Origin of the sequence: Bacteroides sp. AF39-11AC (assembly GCF_003474285.1) — a bacterium.
In the GTDB taxonomy this organism is placed as follows: Bacteria; Bacteroidota; Bacteroidia; order Bacteroidales; family Bacteroidaceae; genus Bacteroides.
Map to the genome: position 1 here is coordinate 587,423 of NZ_QROH01000002.1, position 19,886 is coordinate 607,308.

Sequence of the window (19,886 nt, forward strand, 5' to 3'; positions counted from 1 at the left end):
AACTTTTTATTTTCATAATTGTTATAGTTTGCAATATCGAATTAGGAGTTTTGCTCCGGGTTCGGTTGTATATCAAACAATTAATGTATTAATTTATTTTTTATGGCTTCAATAAAATTAATGTTGAACTTAAGCCGGAGGTTGAATGACGGAACCTATCCACTCGTCTTTCAGATTATTCATAATAGGCGCAAGAAGCTCCTGTACACAGGGTTTCATGTAATGAAAGAGGAATTCGATTCCAGGAAAAGGAAGGTAAATACCCACCGGAGAGTGAATGTGAAAATAAACCGTGAAATTCGCAGAATGTATCGGCTGCTTAGTAAACGTATTCTTGAACTCGACAGTTCCGGTGAGGAATACAGCGTACATGAGATTACATCAGAAACGCCTCAGAGTCCCATAAGATGTTTTTACCTGCTAAAGTATATAAGTACTCAAATAGAATGGAAAAAAGAGATCAGTAAAGAGGGTATTGGAGCTGCTTATCACAGCACCAAGCAGTCGCTATCCAAGTTTCTTGGAAACCAAGACATACGGATGTCTCAGATAAACCCAAAGTTCGTTGCCCGCTACATAGACTTTTTGAGAAACGAAGGGGCAGGAGAAAACACTGTAAACTTTTACATACGCAATTTCCGCACATGCTATAACCTCGCAGTAAAAGAGGGCTTGGTTTCGCATGAAGAGTATCCGTTCAATGACATAAACGCCAAACCTTGCCGCACCATCAAACGTGCTTTGAGTCGCGAAGACATGTCCCGCCTGTTACATCTTCATCTTCCGGAAAACTCAACTTTACAATTTGCACGGGATCTTTTTTTGTTCAGTTTCTATACACAGGGAATGTCCTTTGTAGATATTGCTTTCTTGCAACAGAAACATATCTGTGATGAAATAATCAGTTATTCGCGCCATAAGTCGAAGCAATTGATTCACATCGGGATTACTCCTCAGATACAAGAACTGTTCAACCGGTACGGAATGAACAGGGATACCAATGATAAAGAATCCTATATGTTCCCCATTATAAATCCTCAAAATGCAGGTAAAAAACAAATTTCCGCATACAAGCAGTATCGGTCGGCCCTGTCCCGTATCAATCGTGCTTTGAAAAAAATAGCCGGTGATCTGAATATCCGTACTCCCTTAACCACATACGTAGCACGCCACACCTGGGCAACTCTGGCCCGTGACAACGGTGTACCGATTTCAACTATCAGTGCAGGGCTGGGACACACAACAGAAGACATGACACATATATACCTTAAGGAGCTTGATACAGACCATCTCAAACAAGTCAACAAAATGATGAATAATCTTATTTTAAATGTTAAATTGAGATAATTATTTTTCCGCATTAAGTAAATTCAGTATATTTGTCAAATATAAATATCTATTTAGAATAGAGATACACCTATAATAATCCTATGCAACTTTTGTTTCACGCTACAAAGATACGTCATTTTTACATACGTCTATATGTAAAAAAGTCCAATAAGTTTTATATTTAGTCCATAGGGGTATTAAATAAACAATTTTATTGATTTTCAATGCGATAGTGCTCTATCAGTTGTTTAGGCGTACAGCCGAAGTGTTGCTTGCAATAGTGCGTAAAATTAACTTGTGAGTCAAACATAAATTTCACCATCAATTCTTTAACTGTTACATCAGGGCGCATTGCTTCATCCAGTATTCTGCGATTCCTCTGTTTCACAATCCAGCATTTGGCCGTCATTCCAAATACAATTTTAAATTTGGTAAAAAAACTACTCCTACCCATATTAGAGATATTAATTAGCGCTTCAACATTATCCGCCTTCTGATAGTTCTCTAAAATCATCTGCTTAAAAAGAAAATCCTGCCCTATGATGGGATAAAACAGGCTGGCAATCTCCTTTTTTGTATAAAACCCGCGTATTAGAAAAAACAGTTCTTTTGCCATTAATTCGTGCAAATGCCCGCAATTCATCCCACTCTTTAGGCAAAAGGTCAGCACTTCCAGACAAGGAGTAATTGGATAACGAATTTCAATAGCTTGAAAGTTATATTCAATTGTTTCGCAAATACCTGATAGCGATTGTAAAACAAACATGTCACAATTACCCGGAGGAGTATCAAATGATAAAGCAATCAGTTTAGCACCACTACTGCCCCAACCACTGAATGCAGACATCTTAGGTAACAGAATCATTGTTCCGGCACTAAACCTGCGTTTATTAAATTGATCCTGGCTAATAACAAATTCTCCATCAAGAAACAGTAGCAGATAGTTCCAGCATGCACATTCTTTATGGATAGACACCTCTTGCTCTAACTCTATATATTTAAAACCGGATTCCACTTGATTTAAGTAATTTCTACACGAAAGGTGCTCCTCGGTATAAAGCAGTTTATTAAGTAAAATTTTACGACCCATAAGATTCTATATTTAATGTATTTATTTTGTTTGTTTCAGTATTGTTTCAGCATTGTTTCAGTACCGGATATCATAATGCACTTACCTATAAAATATTGCAGCAATAATCCTGCAAATATATTCAAGTATAGATAGCGCAAAGCCTACTCCTTTCTATCTTAAAAACAGCATATTATGATATCCAGACACTTACATAAGAATTTATTTTTCCGGCTCTCTATTCTAAATAGAGCTTCACTCAAAATAATTGCTCGAAATCAAAACAAACAAACAATTATTATCAATTTTATTAATTTAAAAAACGTTGTATGAAAGTAAAAAGTTTATTTTTTTTAATGTGCGCAATAGCAGCATTAACAAGCTGTTCGCAGAATGACGATGAAATTCCGGGTATAGATAGCAATGCACCGGAAGCCAAAGTTGTCATAAAATTGGCAGGAAACGGTAATCAGACAGATAGCAGAGCAGCAGGTTTGCCTACTAATGAAACATTGCTGGCAAGTAATCAAAAGGTGAATAACCTTACAATATTTGTATTCAACAGTTCCGGAAACGTTATTGCGAAAAAGTATATTGATACTCCGGCACAGGGAGCTAATGAAGTGTCAACTACGACAGATGCCACAGAAGTGGCAGTTGTTACCAATACAGGAGACCAGACAACTACAGGAGGAATGTTTGTCGCTGTTTCAAGCAAGACTGCGCTCAAGGCTGTGCTGGCAAATATGCTTGCAGCCCCGACAGATCCTGCCGGTGCAGTAACACAGAAGGATGACAATCTCTATATGTCAGGATTAGGAACTCTGTCTGCTTTCGCTAAGGATGGTGAGGTAATGAAAGCCAATGTAACAATACAGTTGAACTATTTGTCGGCCAGAATACAGCTCAAAGAAATTTCATTCAATGGTAAAGGTCAAGATAATAAATATGTTCAGGCAAACTCATTTGACACAACTGATGATGCAAACTTTACTATCACACGTGTGTACCTAATGAATGTACAGAGAGCCACGCACTTCCTGCCTGCTACCGCGAGCGGTACCGATTATATCGCACAAGACGATAAACAATACACCGGTGGTGTAACGTGGTCTGCACCATGGACGGGTACAGAGCCGAATAGTTATAAACCTAATAATGAATATACCATAGAGGCCGGTTCAGACAAATTTACGACTACTACAAATAATATCTCGAACATAGGACATTGGTACACATTCGCAAATACCGGTGTTTCAGATATCGCTAAGCATCCTACAGCACTCGTGGTTGAAGTGAAATGGAGAAAAACGCAAGCTGATTCAGGTCAGGGTATTTCAAAAGAAGATCAGACCTTGTATTTCACCGTTTATTTCGGAGGCGGAGACCAGGCGGAACTTGCGCCGGGTAAGGTTTACACCGTGTCTCTGGCACTGAACGGTAACTTTAAACCTACCAACGATGGCGGTACCGGCGGTGGTGGTACCGAAGATCCGACTAAACCGACCGTAAGCAGTGCCATAGAGGTTACCGTTACTCCGGCAACTTGGGATCTGATACCGGAGATTAGCAAAGAATGGACATAATCCCGGGATTGACATCCTGACCGATGCCCCTGCGGGGTATGCAAACTTATCAGAAACATCTGCTACAGCAGTGCCTGCAGCAGATGTTTCTAAACCTCCTAAGAAATAAAATAAGAAAGAAAACCCATTATGACAGGCGATTACAGATTCCGGTCCATCCCGGGTATATTTTACTTCATGTTCACATTGCTGTTGTCGGGATGCATAGCCGAGAATACCGATGATTGTTACACAGGTATTCCGCTGACAGTGGAACTGCCTGCCGACATTTCGCCTCAAGCCATGAAAGATATAAGTCTCTATGTATTCGATGACAAAGACAGGCTACTCGATGTATTCGCGATAAGCGGCATGGAACCCGTGACCCTGAACTATCCGGACATCCCCATGTTCCACTGCGTAGCCTTGTGCAACACGCAAGACGGCACTATGTCCGTCAGTCCTCCCGAAAAGGGCGGCGCATGCTCTGACGGCTTCATATCACTGAAGCCCGCTGAACCCACAAGGGCGGAACAGGACATCTTTACCTCTCCCGCCGATTTGCTCTACGGAGAGCTTGAAATTGAAAATAACACAACGCACGCTCAGCCTGAAAGACAAATTATAGTTGTCTCCCGCATGACGGCGTCAATGAATATAACCCTGCGCGGATTGCAACGGCTCACCGGCACGAAAGACGGGGACTACTCACTCGTGGTTCGCGAAACAAGCAGCCGGATGAATTTCGACGCAACGTACGGAGGAACTCCCGCTTCTTATTCCCCACCTGTAAATTTAGCAGCAAACAAAGACTTCGAAGTTTCCATGTTCCGGCTTTTCCCCACTGTAGATGCCACCGGGCTTACCATCGAAATCTACCACAAAGGAACTTTGCTCAAAAGCGTACATGCCGACGGCAACGGAAACCCCATTATCCCCGTGGTGGGTAAAACCACGAATCTCTTATTGAACTTCGAAGGCTCCGTAAACGTAGAGATTGAAATTACAAGTTGGGGCGAAACAGTCGTCTGGAAAGAATACAATTGATTTTTTTGATTCTCAAAGAAAGAATAGGATATGAAGAAAAGAAATAATTATATATTGGTACTAAACGGACTGATTAAGCTCTTTTGGATAATCATTGTGGCGGGAGCTTGCCAGAATGACGACCGTTATGATGTGCCACCAAACAACAGTCCGGTCCTTGTAGAGTTTTCCGTGGCTACTTCAGGCATCAGCGACACTTCAGGAAGTAGTGCGGATGCCGATGCACGGATTACCTCCATTTATATTCTTCAGTTCAATGCCGAAGGTGAATCTTACGGAACCCTGCGCTACGTGGCAAAAGGCACCGAAACTACCGGGGGTAAATACACTGCCTCCTTGTTGCAAAGCATGGGTGCAAACGATAAGTACAAACTCGTCATCCTTGCCAACCTTCCCGACTACGGTTTCCTTTACGGCCTGTATGGCAAAACCTATGCCGAAGTGCAGCAAGCTTGCCTGAGCGCAGAAAGCCTCCTCCCCCTTGTATTCGATAGTACCCACCCGTTCCCCATGTTCGGGGTGGTCAATGGAGGCGCCTCCGTACAGGTACAGGAAAACACTCGATACACGGGCAATACCGAACTGATTCGTGCCGTTGCACGCGTGGACCTCGGCATCGGTCGAAAAATTACAAACCCAGACGGTACCGTTACCTGGAATAAAAATAACGTACCTTTCACCATGACTGAAATACAAGTATGGAAAACGGGAAAACGATACACCTACATACCGGCAGTGGGGAACTTCCATTGGACTACTACCAGCAATGATATCACCTCAAACAATATAGTAATGGACAGCCCCACTGTCGTTCCCGGAGAAACCGTCACCATGACATACAACAGTGCATACATCACGGACGGTACTTATTGTGCGGATCGAATCTACCTGCCCGAAGCCGACCTGCTATGGGGAAGCACATTCGACGACAATCATGCCAATCGCCTTGCAATTATCGTAGGAGGAAGGTATGACGGCTCGGCGATGGAAACGTTTTACCGCATAGACTTCACTTACGATGAGGGAAGTAAGGACAAAATGAACATACTGCGCAACCACGTATACCAGTTTACCATCAAGAGAGTGGAAGCTGCGGGGTATGCCACTGCCGAACTTGCGTACAACAGCAAGCCGAAAAATTTAAGCTTCGAAGTTGCTATTGAGCCATGGACTGTGGGGCAAACGGCTTCCGTGCCTTCCATTCTGGGCTACTACCTGTCTTATCAGGGATTTAATGGAGAGAATGTGGACTGGACTTATGCTGTGGGTTCCTCGCGACAAATCCCTAAGAAGAAGTCTTATTGGGGTACTAATCAATATCTTTCATTCGACTATGATAATTTTTATAAGGAAGGAAATAATTTTTATGCTCCGAATATTTCGGGAGGACAAAACGGGAGGTTGTATGATACAGTGGCAGATGCCTTAAACTATGAAGGTACCTTTCCTTATCTGATGGTTTCCGGTAATGATATAGTGGATGAATCGGGTAGTGATATTATTCCGTGGAAGACTGGGACTACATTGACAGCCTTTGATTTATGCCGCAATCTGGAAGAAAACGGATTCGATGACTGGAGACTTCCGCGACTATCGGAACTGGCGTTTATCTATGTGAATCAGACAAAATTGGAAGCATTGCGAGGCTTCATACCGTTGTCCGGGGCTTATTGGTGCGGGAGTGAGTATCTGGAAGGTACAACAGACGAGCAAAGGAAAAAGTCCGGTTCGGCATGGGCTATCGATTTTGCCGATGCTACCGGATATGCATCGCATCATCTGAAAACAGAAAAACTGAAAATCCGTTGCGTAAGGCAGAAATTGGATAATAAGTAATTGAAACGATATACAAAGATGAATATGGATACAAACAAGAAACATACCTTACCCCGGACAATCATCCTGGCAGCCTGTTCTTTAGTATTGGCAGGAGCCTGTGACAACTATGCCTACGACGGGATGGAGCCGGATACTCCGGCAAAGGAAGTTCCTCTGAACTTCAACGCGTCCATAGAAAAGACAGAGGACACTCAATCGAGGATAATTGTACCCACAACAGATTTTACCGCAAATTCCTATTCTTTTGGCATGTCCATCACTAAAAGTGAGAATGGGAATGAGATTTTCCAAGGATCATCAGACATGACAGCGACTATGGAACGCCCCGGCTCCTCTACACCGTGGAATTGGTCTTTCATTGACAATGCCAATCAGTCAAGCGTCACTCCCGTGGGGCTGGAAGGTAAAGCATTAAAAGTAGTTGCCTACTATCCTCGTGTCTCGACCGGTACTAAGAATGTCTATACGGATGGCATCCCGTTTGATTTTTCTGATAAAACCAACCTTCAACAGACGGATTTACTCTACAATATCGACACCATCTATCCGTTTACTCCATCCGACAAGCCGGTGGCAACTATTCCTTTACGCTTCCGGCATGCCTATACATGGATCGTTCTTAACATCACGAAATACGTGGATAAAGGAGAGAAGTTCAGTCTGAACAGTGTCGCTTTGGATAACCTTGGGGGGAGCTGGATCAAAAACCAAGGAGCTATTGACCCGGAAACAGGGTTGGCAAAGGATGGGGCTACCGTCGGTCCGATAGGAGTAACAGTAGACCCTCCAGTCGAATTATCTACTACGGAGACTCTCACTTACGAGTTTCTGGTTCCCTCGTTCATGGATGCCAAAGTTGGTGATGGCGAAATAGTCCTCGTATTGAATGTCAATGGAATTAATGAATTGTTTCTTCTGGATAAGGCCTATCTTAACCAAAGTGACGATGCTAAGTCATTTGGTTTCAGACAGGGATATAAAAATACGTATAACCTGGTCTATAATAACTCCGCTCTGGGGCTAAGTATTCAGAACTGGAGTTCAGAGGTAATTAATGGTGGTTTTGGAGATGACATAACGCCTCCCGGCTCCGGAAGCTATATGCGGATAGAATTTCAAAATACTAATAATTATTGGCCGACAGCCCTTGTGCCGGGCAATCTAAATCCTACTAAATATCCTCCACGACCTGCCTATTTAACCGCCGGTGAGCATCTGTTCAAAAACTACCTTACTACTGTGGCCTATGGCGGTAACGGAGCTTATGTGCCTGTTAAAGCACCAGACCTCTCAAAACTGCCCACGGACGGTCTAAAGATTACGGATGATATAAACGTCTATACAGAAGAAAAAGCTTATCCGGTAATTCAGATAACCAAAAATGATGTCTCCGTTATGCCTGTTCCGTGGGAAAATGAAAACGGAGAGTTGGTTGCGAAAGAACTTTGCAGAAAATATAACGGGGGTGGTTTTCATGACTGGAGACTTCCGAGAGCCACAGAGTTGCGGGCGGTATTGGTACTGGTATCAGCTAATGGGGGTACATTTGCAAATTTGAACTTTGGAAGTGATGAGAATCGAAATAAACCATACTGGACCGGTACGGAAGTAGGTGAAAACGAAGCATGGGGCATGTCTTTTGATTATGAAAATGGTATTGCAAATACTAAGTTGGTACTATCTCCGTACGATAAGAAAACGACGGGTTCTGTGCGCTGTGTCCGTGATGCTTCATAAGTAATGATATGATAACAATATACAAATGAATGATATTATCATGATAAAAAAAACAATGGTTTCGATATGTGTCGCTTGCTTAGTCTTGGGAGGCTGTACGGAGGACAATCTGTTATCCGATTCCCGGATGCCTTTATCCACAGAGCCGGTTACCGTCAGGCTGACCTTGGGCATAGACGATTATAATACTTCGTCTGATGGGAAAACACGTATGGAAGAAATACCTCACGTCCTTTCGATGTCCTCGCCGGATATGGATGTAGAACTCGTGGCGACACCTGCCGCCACAAGGGTAGCCTCGTCTCCGACTGCAGCTATTACTGAAGATAATGCCGTTTATTCATATATGGGCTTTCAGTTTGATGGAACAAAATCGGATGGAAAACTGGTAGAAAAGAAATTTTTCACTTCTCCGGATGGTTCTATCAAGACAGATGAGGTGGAGATTAAGCCTACACTGGAGGGACAAAAAAACATGGTTGTGATTTTAGCCAACGTCAATGAGAGTGAGTTTGAGACTATGATAGTAGGCAATTCCACCTATGCGGATCTACAGAATCTCTGTATGACATTGGTGACCGATGACGACATGTTCCCGAGAAACAAGGTAACTTTGCCAAATGGCGGAGGAGAGAAAACCGGAATCGTTATGTGTGGTCAGACTGCTACCGAAATCAGTAGTGGCAAACAGTTATATATCTCTTTAAAGCGTACGGTGGCAAGAGTGAAATTCAATATAAAAACAACCTATCCCCATTTTATAGATGTGGAACATACATGGAATGTGACCTTGATGAATATACCCACGCAGAGTTACTATAATGTAATTGGAAGAAAAGCTATTTTTCCTTCAGAGAGTTCGATGGACAAAACCGGTCTTTTCTGGACTAAATCACTCACAACAATAACCGCTGCAAATCCTGTGATTGAAACGGCCCCTTTGTATATCCCGATCAATCTCCAGCAAGTGGTGCCGACCTCTACACAGAAAACCCGTCGCGATAATGCGCCGTCGGGCGGCACTTACCTCCAGATTATCGGGTTGGAGAATAAGACGATTCCAGGTGGCAATGATTTGAATATTGTAAAAGATTTCTCTATCTATCAGTTGTTTTTGGGAAAGAACTTCACGACCGATTACAGTGTGTCCGCCAATTACGACCTGACTTACAATATTACCCTGAAAGGAAACAGTCCGGATGATACCAATGTCATCCGGTTGATACCGGGCTATTTCTCGGGAGAACTTACGGCATACAATGCAAATGGTACTGCCTTACCGTCAGTAACTGACGCGAACGCCGTTAAATGGCAATACCCGAACAAGATAGAGCTACATTTTTCGGATGGATACTATCCAGCGGGAAGCTCATCCGGTTCTACAAATCAGGGAGAGAAGAACCTGAAATGGTATGCAGGAGTAGCATTCGCCAAATTGGGAGCCACTTCGTTGACGGACGGACGTAAGAATACCGCACTATTGCAAGCGTCCGGCACCCCTTGGGAAGACTATGCAGCTGCTTACACCTGCTATCGGGGAACGAACGGATATGATCAGGGAATACCTGCAGAGGATATTCTGTGGTATCTCCCTTCTGTCAGCGAGCTGATAGGAACTTGGATTTCTTCTTCGAGTACGCAAGAACAGTTGGCGGAAAGCTACTGGTCGTCTACCGCCGATCCGAATGCTGATAAAGCCTTTGTGGTTTCGAATGAAGGGAAAGTGTACTCCGATGCTGTTGGCAATACGCATGCTGTCAGAGCTTCCCAGGACCCTGACAAAGCCACTCATGCGGGCAGCGACAATTAGTAAACGAAATGCAACCTAATAAGCAATAAAGATGATGAGTTTCAAAACTTATTCCATTCTATGGATCGTTTTATTCTGCTTCGGCTTTCCTACGGGAATTTTCGGGCAGTATATTCAGAAAGAGACTATCGGTGGAAAATCGTATGCCGTTATTTATGCGGATGGATTGGCAGGAGCCGCCCAATGGAGTCCCGGAGTGAAGATGATGAGGGACAGCACTACCATCCGGCATCAGGTTTCCAAAGGAAACGGTGGAAATTTGAGCGTCAATGATAGAATACCGTTTCGCTTTATCGTGGCAACCGAAGATATAGGAGACAATAATAAAAATTGGATGACAATGCAGGGAGTAAATGATGGCGGGCAGAATCAGAATTCGGATTTTACCACCACTGCAAATACAGGGTGCCGTTGGTATGGCACTACCGGCGCACCGGGTGCAGGGCGCAAATGGCGTGTTCCCACTCAACGCGAGCTACAACTGATGTGGATGTTTCGTGAAGCCATCGGGGCGATATATAAGGACAACCCAATGGAAGAACCCGACAAGACGAAAATATACTGGACTTCCACTGAAAAGGGTGCAACAGATGCTTGGTTTTTTAAGTTTACACCAGGTGTGCCTTACTGTGATACCCAAGCTAAAACTACAGCGAATGGTATGGTGAGATGTGTGAGTGATTATTAACCAATAATAAAACGTTATATGGAAATTCCAGAATTAGCAATCGATAAGGAATGTGAAAATCTGTATCATATCTACCTTTTCTATATAGAAGAGAAGTGGTGGTGCTTCGGCCATTCCGCCCATTACCTGAGTATGATATATCCGAAGTTGGAGACCGTCGAGGCAAAGAGTAAAGTCTCTGCCGAATCCATACCTTGTGTATGTGTTCCCGATTCGTATCTGTTAAATCTCTTCGATTGCTATGATACACTGGTTTCAGACACGTGCATACAGGTAAGCCCTCCGCCCGCCGTTTACTGTTACTGGAAAGAATATGACATGTGGCGCGAACAGCTAACAGTCGATTAATATAAACTCCTTATATTGAAACATCAATGAGACAAATCGTACTATATTGCTTACTGTCCTTTTTCCTGCTGCTTGCGGGCAGTCTTACTACCCGTCTGCAAGCACAGTTCTATTCAGCGCAGACCAATACATTAAAATTGGCTACCACCACCTTCAATGCGGAAGGGAGCATGCTTTTGAGTACTCATTGGACACTGAACCTGGGTTTTTCTTATAACCCGTGGAACTTCAGCGACACAAGGAAGATAAAGCATTTTCTAATAGAACCCGGTGCACGCTACTGGTTCTGGCAAACCTATGCCGGCAGCTTCATCAGCATGTATGCCATGGGGGCACGCTTTAACGTGGCCTGGGACAAATTGCTGGATGGAGAATACCGTTACCAGGGATGGGGCTATGGCGTGGGAATGACGTACGGACGTTCCTGGCTGTTGAGCAAACGCTGGAATATGGAAATTGAAGCAGGGTTAGGGCTGCTTGTAACTCCTTACACGAAATACCGTTGCAAACATTGCGGTGAAAAGGTGAAATCAGGAACCTATTACCTTCCGACACCTAAACTGGCATTAAATCTTGTTTATTTATTCTGAGGTCAATCCTTTAGCCAACCTATGGGTGTATGAAGAGTAGTAAAAGTTTCTATTTTCTGTTATTGATAATGATTATCACTGCGTGTACACCATTCGGCAGGCTGTACAAAGAGCAACCGAGAGTGACACTGGCATTGCCTGCCGTTCGACAGACAAAACCTGTGGAGATGGCCCAAAACGATTCCGCCACTACAGCTCCGTCCCTGAACTTTGTACCCGTCAGTAACAAAAGGGACAGCATCTCTGTAGGTATATCCGCAGAATGGGACAGTATCAACAAGGAGAATCTGACCACCATGGCACTGGATGAAGTAGTGGTGTCTGCCAGTTCCATTCGCAACACTGCGGAACGAAACGGACTGATTAACATTGAATTTGTAGTAACGGTGCCCAAGAGCATGCAGCAGGAAAACTGGATGGTGAATGTTCGTCCGGTACTGATGCGGGGAGATGTGTCCGATTCATTGAAAGAATTACGATTCACAGGACACGGGTTCCGCAAATTGCAAGAGTATGATTACCGGCGTTATGATCGTTTCCTGGAAAAGATTATCCCGGATTCAATCAATTTTTACCGGACTTACATCAATTATCACTCTTTCGAACGCTATCTTGAACGTTTGAAATGGTATAAACGCAAGTTGGAGGAACGCTGGGCGATACAGGATGCGAAGAAACGCCGTCCGACCCCTCTGCGGCAGCGTTTTGAAATGTTCAACCGACAGGTGACCGAGCGTGACAGCTTAATGCTCACCCAGCGGCATGCCGTCCGGCAAGCAAGCTATGAAGAACGGCTGGCACATATCAATTCGCTCGATTCGACCCGCCTGATAAAAACGTTCTATAAAACTCAGAAGATTGCACGTAATAAGGCACGTAAAGCGATGAAAGACGAAAAGTTCCGTGACATTGTCCGTTTTCCGTTCAATCCTGAAGCGCAGCTCGATACAGTGATTTATGCTACCGGACAGGTGCACTTTCTCTATTCGCAGAAGGTACTTGCAGACGAAAACTCGGCACGCATGAAGGTCTTTGTGGTAGGCAATGTGCTGAATAGTAACGGCAACAAGTATCCGCTACCGAAATCGGATACGCTCACTTATCTGGTGAGTTCAATGACGAAGTTCATTGACAAGACTCCCCGCTTCGTACGTAAAATCGTCATCCGTGATGCGGAAGCAAATACAAATGTGAATTTTTATTTTCCTAAAAGCAGCTTTCGTCTGGATGAAAGCATTGATATAAACCGAAAGGGAATAAAACAGGTACATGACCTTACCCTGGCGCTAATGACCGACCCGGTGTACATCATAGACAGTCTGACACTCCTGGCAACGTCCTCTCCTGAAGGTAATTGGAAGATCAATGGAGAAATAGCACAAAAGCGTGCGGAATCAATTCGTAACGTTCTGGTACAAGATTTTAAACAGCTTTACGATTCACTGGCTGTCAGTACTACTGTCGAAATGAACGAAGTGGGGAACATCAACCATCAGGAGGTAAAAGACGAAATCCCAAATCTGCCCGAACTAATAAAGATACGTACTATTCCTGAGGGATGGAACAAGCTCAGGCACCTGATAATGGATGACAAGCACTTTAAAGGTAATAGAGGTGCCATCTTGCAGATAATAGACCGGGAACCGGAGCCCGACCGACGTGAATGGTTGATTAAAAGCCAGTATAAAGAAGAGTATGCCTATATGCTCGACAAGCTCTATCCGGCAGTGCGTGCAGTAGACTTCCGCTTCACCCTCTCTCGTAGGGGTATGAAACAGGATACCGTTTATACCAATGAGCCTGACATGACGTATGCACAGGGAGTAGAGTACCTGGAGAAGCGCAAGTATGCACAAGCATTGGAAATTCTGCGTCCGTACGAGGATATGAATACGGGCATTGCCTATATGTCGCTGGGGTATGACAAAGCTGCATTGCGAATATTTGAGAAATTGCCACAATCTGCGGACATCAAGTATATGCAAGCCGTTCTTCAGGCACGCTTAGGAAATGAAAAACAGGCGATACAACTATTGTCCGCTGCGGTAGATATGAACGCGCAAATGAAATTCCGTGCGAATCTTGACCCCGAACTCTCTATACTAATGAAGAAATATAATTTCTTTAAGGAAGAGGATGATTGAAGAGTGAATTTGTTTTGAAATAGCTATAAAATGAATACTAACCAACTAAAGAACCATACACTAATAAATAAGGAATATGAAGAAGCCAGTTAAAATAGATATAAACACAAATCTTGGATATGTCATCCGCTTTTTATTAGTAATGCCATTAATAATATGTGCCTTATTAGCGTGTATCATTGTAGGGCCACTTGTACTTTTGAATTATTGGAATAGTTGAAAAGAAGATAGTAAAATTATTTAGTATAACTCACATTTGCTTTTCCAGACAATTATGCATATCTTTGTGAATATAAACTATTCTAGATCACAAAGTTATGAAAGCATTCAGTTTATTAATAGCACTTATGGCTTTAAGCTCATTGGGAGGAAACGGCAACGGTTCTATGAACCTTCGTGAAAAAGCCATTGATACGAATCGCCCCAATGGGTGGTATTACATCACGAGCGGTAAACAAGACAGCCTTTCGGCAGAGCCAATCGTAACGACCAAAGATTTTGCCTCCATAAGCCTCGACTCTTCCTTGAATGAACGGACAGGCGAAATGATATACCAAATTGTAGGAAGAGTAAACGAACAGTCGATTGAAGTATGGGCAGATGCAACCGAACGGTCTATAGGTAAACATATCGGTTTTGTATGTAACAATAAGGTAGTATGCAATCCTCGGGTTAATGCTCGGATTCCAAATGGCTATTTTGCTATTTCAGGTAAAGAAGCAGAGTTTAAAACGCTGTACAGACAAGTTCAAGAGGACATTAGAAACGAAGAGATTGCTTCAGAACACAAGAAAGCATGGGAAGAAGCCCGCAAGGTACGCGAATCCATTACCGACTCTACCTTCCTTAAGACTAAACGTCCGATGTCCGATGATGCAATCGGCCCTTACAATTACCACACAGGATTGATGGAAGACCGGGCATACAATCAAACGGTTTATGTGATAGCAATAGATAGAGCTAAAAAATTCCTTTCAGTCGAGAATAACCAATTAGTTTTGAATCTGAAATCGGGCGCGGAAATCAATATAGCAGAAGATTTGTTCCAATATATCGTCGGACTATTCAACGATTGGAACAAATGGGTAAAAGATGGGCGATGCAAGATCGTAAAGAATGAGGAAGGATATTATGACATAGAAACAATCCGGCAGAAACGCAACAATTAAGATCCTTTCTCCAAACCTTTCAAAGCAGCAATAGAATCGGAAACATAAGCATTATCCGGTTCTATGGACCGCCAGTAGCAAAGAGTTCCAATCAGACGCTTCAGGTAAGCAGGATCATGAGAACCTATCCGGCGTTGATGCTCCGCAAGCCCTTTCGTCAGAATGAAATGGACATTCTTGCGTATCTCCCTTTTCTTTGCTTTAGGAATGGTCAGTTTCACACCGGAACTGATGGAAACGCCTGTGATAATCTTTCTCTTATGCCCACTCAGGAAACGGGTTTTCTTATGATTGATTTCAAACTTTTCCTCCCGAATGATCTGTTTAATCAAAGGCAATATCTGTTGTGCCGGAAAGACATCTCCTGAAAAGGTGAGATCATCCGCGTAGCGGGTATAAACCAGATTGTATTCAGTAGCCAGTGCCGCCAGTTTTTTATCCATCTCATAAGAGATGATATTACTCAGCGCCGGACTGGTAGATGCTCCCTGAGGCAAACATCTGCGTACACAGCATAAAGCCGCAAGCACTCTTGCAATCTTCGGCGGATATCCCATACTCTCGAACATTTTCCGTACCCGCGGACTGCGTATAGAACCAAAGAAATCATGGATATCAGTTTTCAGCACATAGGGCTTGCCCAAGTGTGGCCGGACATTATCGGAAATGGACATCTTGCACCGGAAACCGGTAGCGGCGGGATGCAGATTCACAAATGATAAAACGCGCTGATTAATAGCATTCTGAATGGTTTTCAGCTCTTTGTCCGGTGCTGAAATCATACGGTAGCCTCCCTTTCTTTTGCCAATCCAGAATTCCCGGTAATGTCCGGGAATATCTTTCAGTATCTCCTTTAGAACCGCTTCTTCCACTCCCAACAGATTGGCACACTTCGCCACCGCCTCTGCATCAAACCACGGAATAACGGTCGAAGCAGAAGCGCCAAACCACCGGCTGAACCATCCCTTACGGGTAGTTTCCGTATCAGTAGCATCTTCTGTATTGCTGCGGTTTCCGGCTTTCCACCTTTTGTATCCTTCCTGTTCACGACTCGAAGAGATAATTTTGTAAATCAACAAGCCGGTGACAATCAGTACCGCTATTAGAATTCCGTTCATCTTACATAGCCAAAAAAGGAAGAGGATGAGTATTTACTAATGTAAATCGTGGTATTTATACCAGAGTATTTACATTTCTAAGAAAGCTCCTGAGCTTACGAGGCGACTGCACCTCTTTCCTGCTAAATCTTTTTCTCATCCTCTTCGTACGCAAAAATAGATTTTTTTTCACTTATAGCGCAAAAGAGAGACAATTTATTTTAATGTAGTAATGTTTTTTTAATCAGATTCTATAACTTTGCCTCCCATAAAGAAAATATCTATACTATAATGAGTACATCCAAACACCCGAAAGGTCTTTACCTCGTCTTTGCTACCAGCACGGCAGAACGTTTCAGCTACTACGGTATGCGTGCTATCTTCATCCTGTTTCTAACCCAGGCACTCTTGTTCGATAAGGAACATGCCGCCTCTATTTATGGCAGTTATACCGGACTGGTTTATCTCACTCCGCTCATCGGCGGATATATTGCTGATAAATACTGGGGCATCCGGCGTTCCGTTTTCTGGGGTGCCATGATGATGGCGGTAGGCCAGTTCCTGATGTTCTTCAGTGCGTCGATGCTAGATACTAAAGAGCTTTCCCACTGGTTGATGTATGGGGGACTCACCTTCTTGATTTTAGGAAACGGATGCTTTAAGCCTACAGTTTCGTCATTGGTCGGACAACTTTATGAACCGGGAGACAGACGCCTGGACTCTGCTTATACTATATTTTATATGGGTGTAAATGTGGGTTCTTTCTTCGCCCCACTGGTTTGCGGTTACTTCGGTGAGACGGGTGATCCTAATGATTTCAAATGGGGATTCCTGATTGCAGCAATCGTTACAGTATTCACGGTAATTCTGTTTGAAACGCAAAAAAGCAAGTATCTGATCGGTCCTGACGGAAAACCGCTCGGCATTATTCCGGACGCCAAACGGGAGCAACCGAAAGAACATAAAACAGTTCAGCAAACAGCCATAGACAAAGATAAGAAGATGCGCAACAATTTGCTTCTCGGAGCACTGACCATTGCCCTTGCCTTATTCTTCTACTGGTGTTTCGGCAACGATTGGGTCAGTATAGGGATATTCACGGCCTGTATCATCTTCCCCGTCAGCATTCTGCTGGATGGCTCTCTGACAAAAATAGAGCGTGACCGTATCTTCGTTATTTACATTATCGCTTTCTTCGTTATATTCTTCTGGGCAGCCTACGAACAAGCAGGTGCTTCACTCACCCTTTTCGCTGCCGAGCAAACCGACCGTACAATCCTCGGTTGGGAAATGCCTGCCTCCTGGATACAATCTTTCAATCCGTTCTTCGTAGTTATACTGGCAGCCATTATGCCCAGTGTATGGGGTGCGCTGAACAAACGAGGCATGGAGCCGGCTTCCCCCACCAAACAAGCTATTGGTTTGTTACTGCTCTCACTGGGGTATTTAGTCATTTGCTTCGGTGTGAAAGATGTACAACCCGGTGTAAAAGTCAGCCTTATCTGGCTAACCGGACTTTATTTCATCCACACTATGGGAGAAATAGCCCTCTCTCCTATCGGCTTATCCATGGTAAACAAACTCACTCCTGTCCGTTTTGCCTCTCTCATGATGGGAATCTGGTATCTTTCCACCTCTACTGCCAATAAATTTGCAGGAACTTTAGGCGGTCTTTATCCCGAAGACGGGAAAGTGAAAACCCTGCTTGGATTCCGCATCGAAACCATGTTCGACTTCTTTATGGTATTCGTTATCATGTCCGGCGTAGCCTCTCTTATCCTCTTCCTGCTCTCAAAGAAATTACAGAAGATGATGCATGGAGTGGAATAAAAATCGTATTTTTGTGCCAATTTTAAAAATCTATCCCTTATGGACACCATACAAATAAAAGACAAAAAGTTCACTGTTTCTATCAAGGAACAGGACATTCTGAAAGAAGTAACCCGCGTTGCAAATGAAATCAACCGCGATCTGGCTGGTAAAAACCCTCTATTTCTCAGCGTCCTTAACGGTTCGTTTATGTTTACTGCTGACCTGATGAAAAACATTACTATTCCCTGCGAGATTTCTTTTGTGAAACTGGCTTCTTACCAGGGGGTGTCCTCTACCGGAGTTATCAAAGAAGTGATCGGTATTACCGAAGATCTGACAGACCGCACGGTAGTGATTGTGGAAGATATTGTAGATACTGGCCTGACTATGCAACGTCTGTTGGACACGCTGGGCACACGTAACCCGAAAGAAATTCACATCGCTTCGTTGCTGGTGAAACCCGATAAGTTGAAAGTAGATTTGAATATCGAATACGTAGCCATGGAAATCCCCAATGACTTCATCGTAGGTTACGGATTGGATTATGACGGTTTCGGGCGCAATTATGCGGATATTTATACAGTAGTGGATTAAAAAGGAATTTGAATTAGGTATAATATAAGTAACAGTTAAATTGTAAATCACAAATGTTGAACATTGTAATTTTCGGTGCTCCCGGTTCAGGAAAGGGAACACAAAGTGAGAAAATCGTAGAAAAGTACGGTATTAACCACATCTCAACCGGTGACGTGTTGCGTGCAGAAATCAAGAACGGCACAGAACTGGGCAAAACAGCTAAAAGTTATATCGATCAAGGTCAGTTGATCCCTGACGAACTGATGATTGATATCCTTGCAAGTGTATTCGACAGCTTCGAAGACAGCAAAGGTGTAATCTTCGACGGTTTCCCCCGTACGATTGCACAGGCAGAAGCTCTGAAGAAAATGCTTGCTGAAAGAAATCAGGAAGTAAGCGTTATGCTCGACCTGGATGTACCTGAAGACGAACTGATGACCCGCCTCATCAAACGCGGTAAGGATTCCGGTCGTGCCGATGATAACGAAGAGACTATCAAGAAACGTCTTCTTGTTTACCATTCACAGACTTCTCCGCTGATTGACTGGTACAAACAAGAAGGACAATACCAGCACATCAAAGGACAAGGTGCACTGGAAGAAATCTTTGCTGATGTTTGCGCTGCAATTGATGCTGCAAAGTAAAGTAACACAATCATAATTTAGAAGCGCGGTATTATCATTTTCATGGTATTACCGCGCTTTGTTGTTCTTTTATATAGCCTGAGATGTATGGAAAATGAAACACGCATGCAGTGAGATAGTTGATTCTTCCACAAAGAATCAAGAGTTTGTCTACAAGAAGTTAACTTCCTGTCGACAAACTCTTAACTTCTTGCAAACAAGAAATTAAGAGTTTGCAACCACCTAATATACAGCAATATAAAAACATTATAAGAAAAGAGATTTTATATCAAAACATTACCATTTACCTAATTCCACTAAAAACGTTCTGTCCGCAAAATCGGACTTACATTCAACCTCCCCTATCATATAACCAAAAGCTTTCAGCCTGGCAGAGTTTAGACGAAACTAGAGTTAGCAAGCAAAAAGGAATAAAAAAGTTT

16 protein-coding genes are annotated in these 19,886 nt (G+C 43.3%); 14 read left to right on the forward strand and 2 right to left on the reverse strand.

Annotation, left to right across the window (positions count from 1 at the left end; all coding sequences use genetic code 11):
• The first annotated feature begins 102 nt into the window (after nucleotides 1-102).
• Complete coding sequence (locus DW036_RS05050; RefSeq protein ID WP_187374553.1) at nucleotides 103-1,347, forward strand: site-specific integrase; 1,245 nt, start codon at nucleotides 103-105, stop codon at nucleotides 1,345-1,347.
• 193 nt (nucleotides 1,348-1,540) lie between these two features.
• Here the strand turns inward: DW036_RS05050 and DW036_RS05055 are convergent, their stop codons facing one another.
• Nucleotides 1,541-2,419 carry an AraC family transcriptional regulator gene (locus DW036_RS05055; protein WP_118461799.1) on the reverse strand — a complete coding sequence of 293 codons (879 nt, stop codon included), beginning with the start codon at nucleotides 2,417-2,419 and terminating at the stop codon, nucleotides 1,541-1,543.
• Nucleotides 2,420-2,727: 308 nt separating this feature from the next.
• Between DW036_RS05055 and DW036_RS05060 the strand changes: the two genes are divergently transcribed.
• The 10 genes from DW036_RS05060 to DW036_RS05105 all read left to right on the forward strand — a co-directional run bounded on the left by DW036_RS05060 (nucleotide 2,728) and on the right by DW036_RS05105 (nucleotide 15,335).
• Complete coding sequence (locus DW036_RS05060) at nucleotides 2,728-3,984, forward strand: fimbrial protein (protein ID WP_118461801.1); 1,257 nt, start codon at nucleotides 2,728-2,730, stop codon at nucleotides 3,982-3,984.
• Between the two features lie 129 nt (nucleotides 3,985-4,113).
• Entirely contained in the window at nucleotides 4,114-5,010 is an 897-nt protein-coding gene (locus tag DW036_RS05065) for a FimB/Mfa2 family fimbrial subunit (protein WP_118461803.1), read from the forward strand.
• Between the two features lie 30 nt (nucleotides 5,011-5,040).
• Nucleotides 5,041-6,846 (forward strand): DUF1566 domain-containing protein, encoded by a 1,806-nt coding sequence (locus DW036_RS05070; RefSeq protein ID WP_118461805.1) that lies wholly within the window; start codon nucleotides 5,041-5,043, stop codon nucleotides 6,844-6,846.
• 24 nt (nucleotides 6,847-6,870) lie between these two features.
• On the forward strand, nucleotides 6,871-8,586 hold the full coding sequence (locus DW036_RS05075) for a fimbrillin family protein (protein WP_118462049.1): 1,716 nt from the start codon (nucleotides 6,871-6,873) through the stop codon (nucleotides 8,584-8,586).
• 40 nt (nucleotides 8,587-8,626) lie between these two features.
• Entirely contained in the window at nucleotides 8,627-10,396 is a 1,770-nt protein-coding gene (locus tag DW036_RS05080; protein ID WP_233560304.1) for a DUF4906 domain-containing protein, read from the forward strand.
• Nucleotides 10,397-10,427: 31 nt separating this feature from the next.
• On the forward strand, nucleotides 10,428-11,084 hold the full coding sequence (locus DW036_RS05085) for a DUF1566 domain-containing protein (RefSeq protein WP_118461808.1): 657 nt from the start codon (nucleotides 10,428-10,430) through the stop codon (nucleotides 11,082-11,084).
• Between the two features lie 18 nt (nucleotides 11,085-11,102).
• Nucleotides 11,103-11,432, forward strand: coding sequence for a hypothetical protein (locus DW036_RS05090; RefSeq protein ID WP_118461810.1), 330 nt, complete (start codon nucleotides 11,103-11,105; stop codon nucleotides 11,430-11,432).
• A 26-nt stretch (nucleotides 11,433-11,458) separates the two neighbouring features.
• Entirely contained in the window at nucleotides 11,459-12,022 is a 564-nt protein-coding gene (locus tag DW036_RS05095) for a DUF3575 domain-containing protein (RefSeq protein WP_118461812.1), read from the forward strand.
• A 29-nt stretch (nucleotides 12,023-12,051) separates the two neighbouring features.
• Entirely contained in the window at nucleotides 12,052-14,166 is a 2,115-nt protein-coding gene (locus DW036_RS05100) for a tetratricopeptide repeat protein (RefSeq protein ID WP_118461814.1), read from the forward strand.
• 317 nt (nucleotides 14,167-14,483) lie between these two features.
• Nucleotides 14,484-15,335: a hypothetical protein gene (locus tag DW036_RS05105; protein WP_118461816.1), complete on the forward strand. Its 852-nt coding sequence runs from the start codon at nucleotides 14,484-14,486 to the stop codon at nucleotides 15,333-15,335.
• On the opposite strand, the gene DW036_RS05110 is transcribed toward DW036_RS05105, so the two are convergent.
• Nucleotides 15,332-16,453: a retron St85 family RNA-directed DNA polymerase gene (locus DW036_RS05110; protein ID WP_118461818.1), complete on the reverse strand. Its 1,122-nt coding sequence runs from the start codon at nucleotides 16,451-16,453 to the stop codon at nucleotides 15,332-15,334. The genes DW036_RS05105 and DW036_RS05110 overlap by 4 nt on opposite strands.
• Before the next feature lie 270 nt (nucleotides 16,454-16,723).
• Here DW036_RS05110 and DW036_RS05115 point away from each other — a divergent pair, with 270 nt between their 5' ends.
• From DW036_RS05115 to DW036_RS05125, 3 genes are read left to right on the forward strand one after another with little or no spacing between them, the layout of a single operon-like run.
• A complete protein-coding gene (locus tag DW036_RS05115; protein WP_118461820.1) occupies nucleotides 16,724-18,262 on the forward strand; it encodes a peptide MFS transporter in 1,539 nt (512 codons plus the stop codon).
• Nucleotides 18,263-18,301: 39 nt separating this feature from the next.
• Nucleotides 18,302-18,838 carry a hypoxanthine phosphoribosyltransferase gene (gene hpt / locus DW036_RS05120; protein ID WP_022209252.1) on the forward strand — a complete coding sequence of 179 codons (537 nt, stop codon included), beginning with the start codon at nucleotides 18,302-18,304 and terminating at the stop codon, nucleotides 18,836-18,838.
• Nucleotides 18,839-18,891: 53 nt separating this feature from the next.
• Nucleotides 18,892-19,464, forward strand: a complete 573-nt coding sequence (locus DW036_RS05125; RefSeq protein WP_118461822.1) for an adenylate kinase — start codon at nucleotides 18,892-18,894, stop codon at nucleotides 19,462-19,464.
• Nucleotides 19,465-19,886 lie beyond the last annotated feature (422 nt).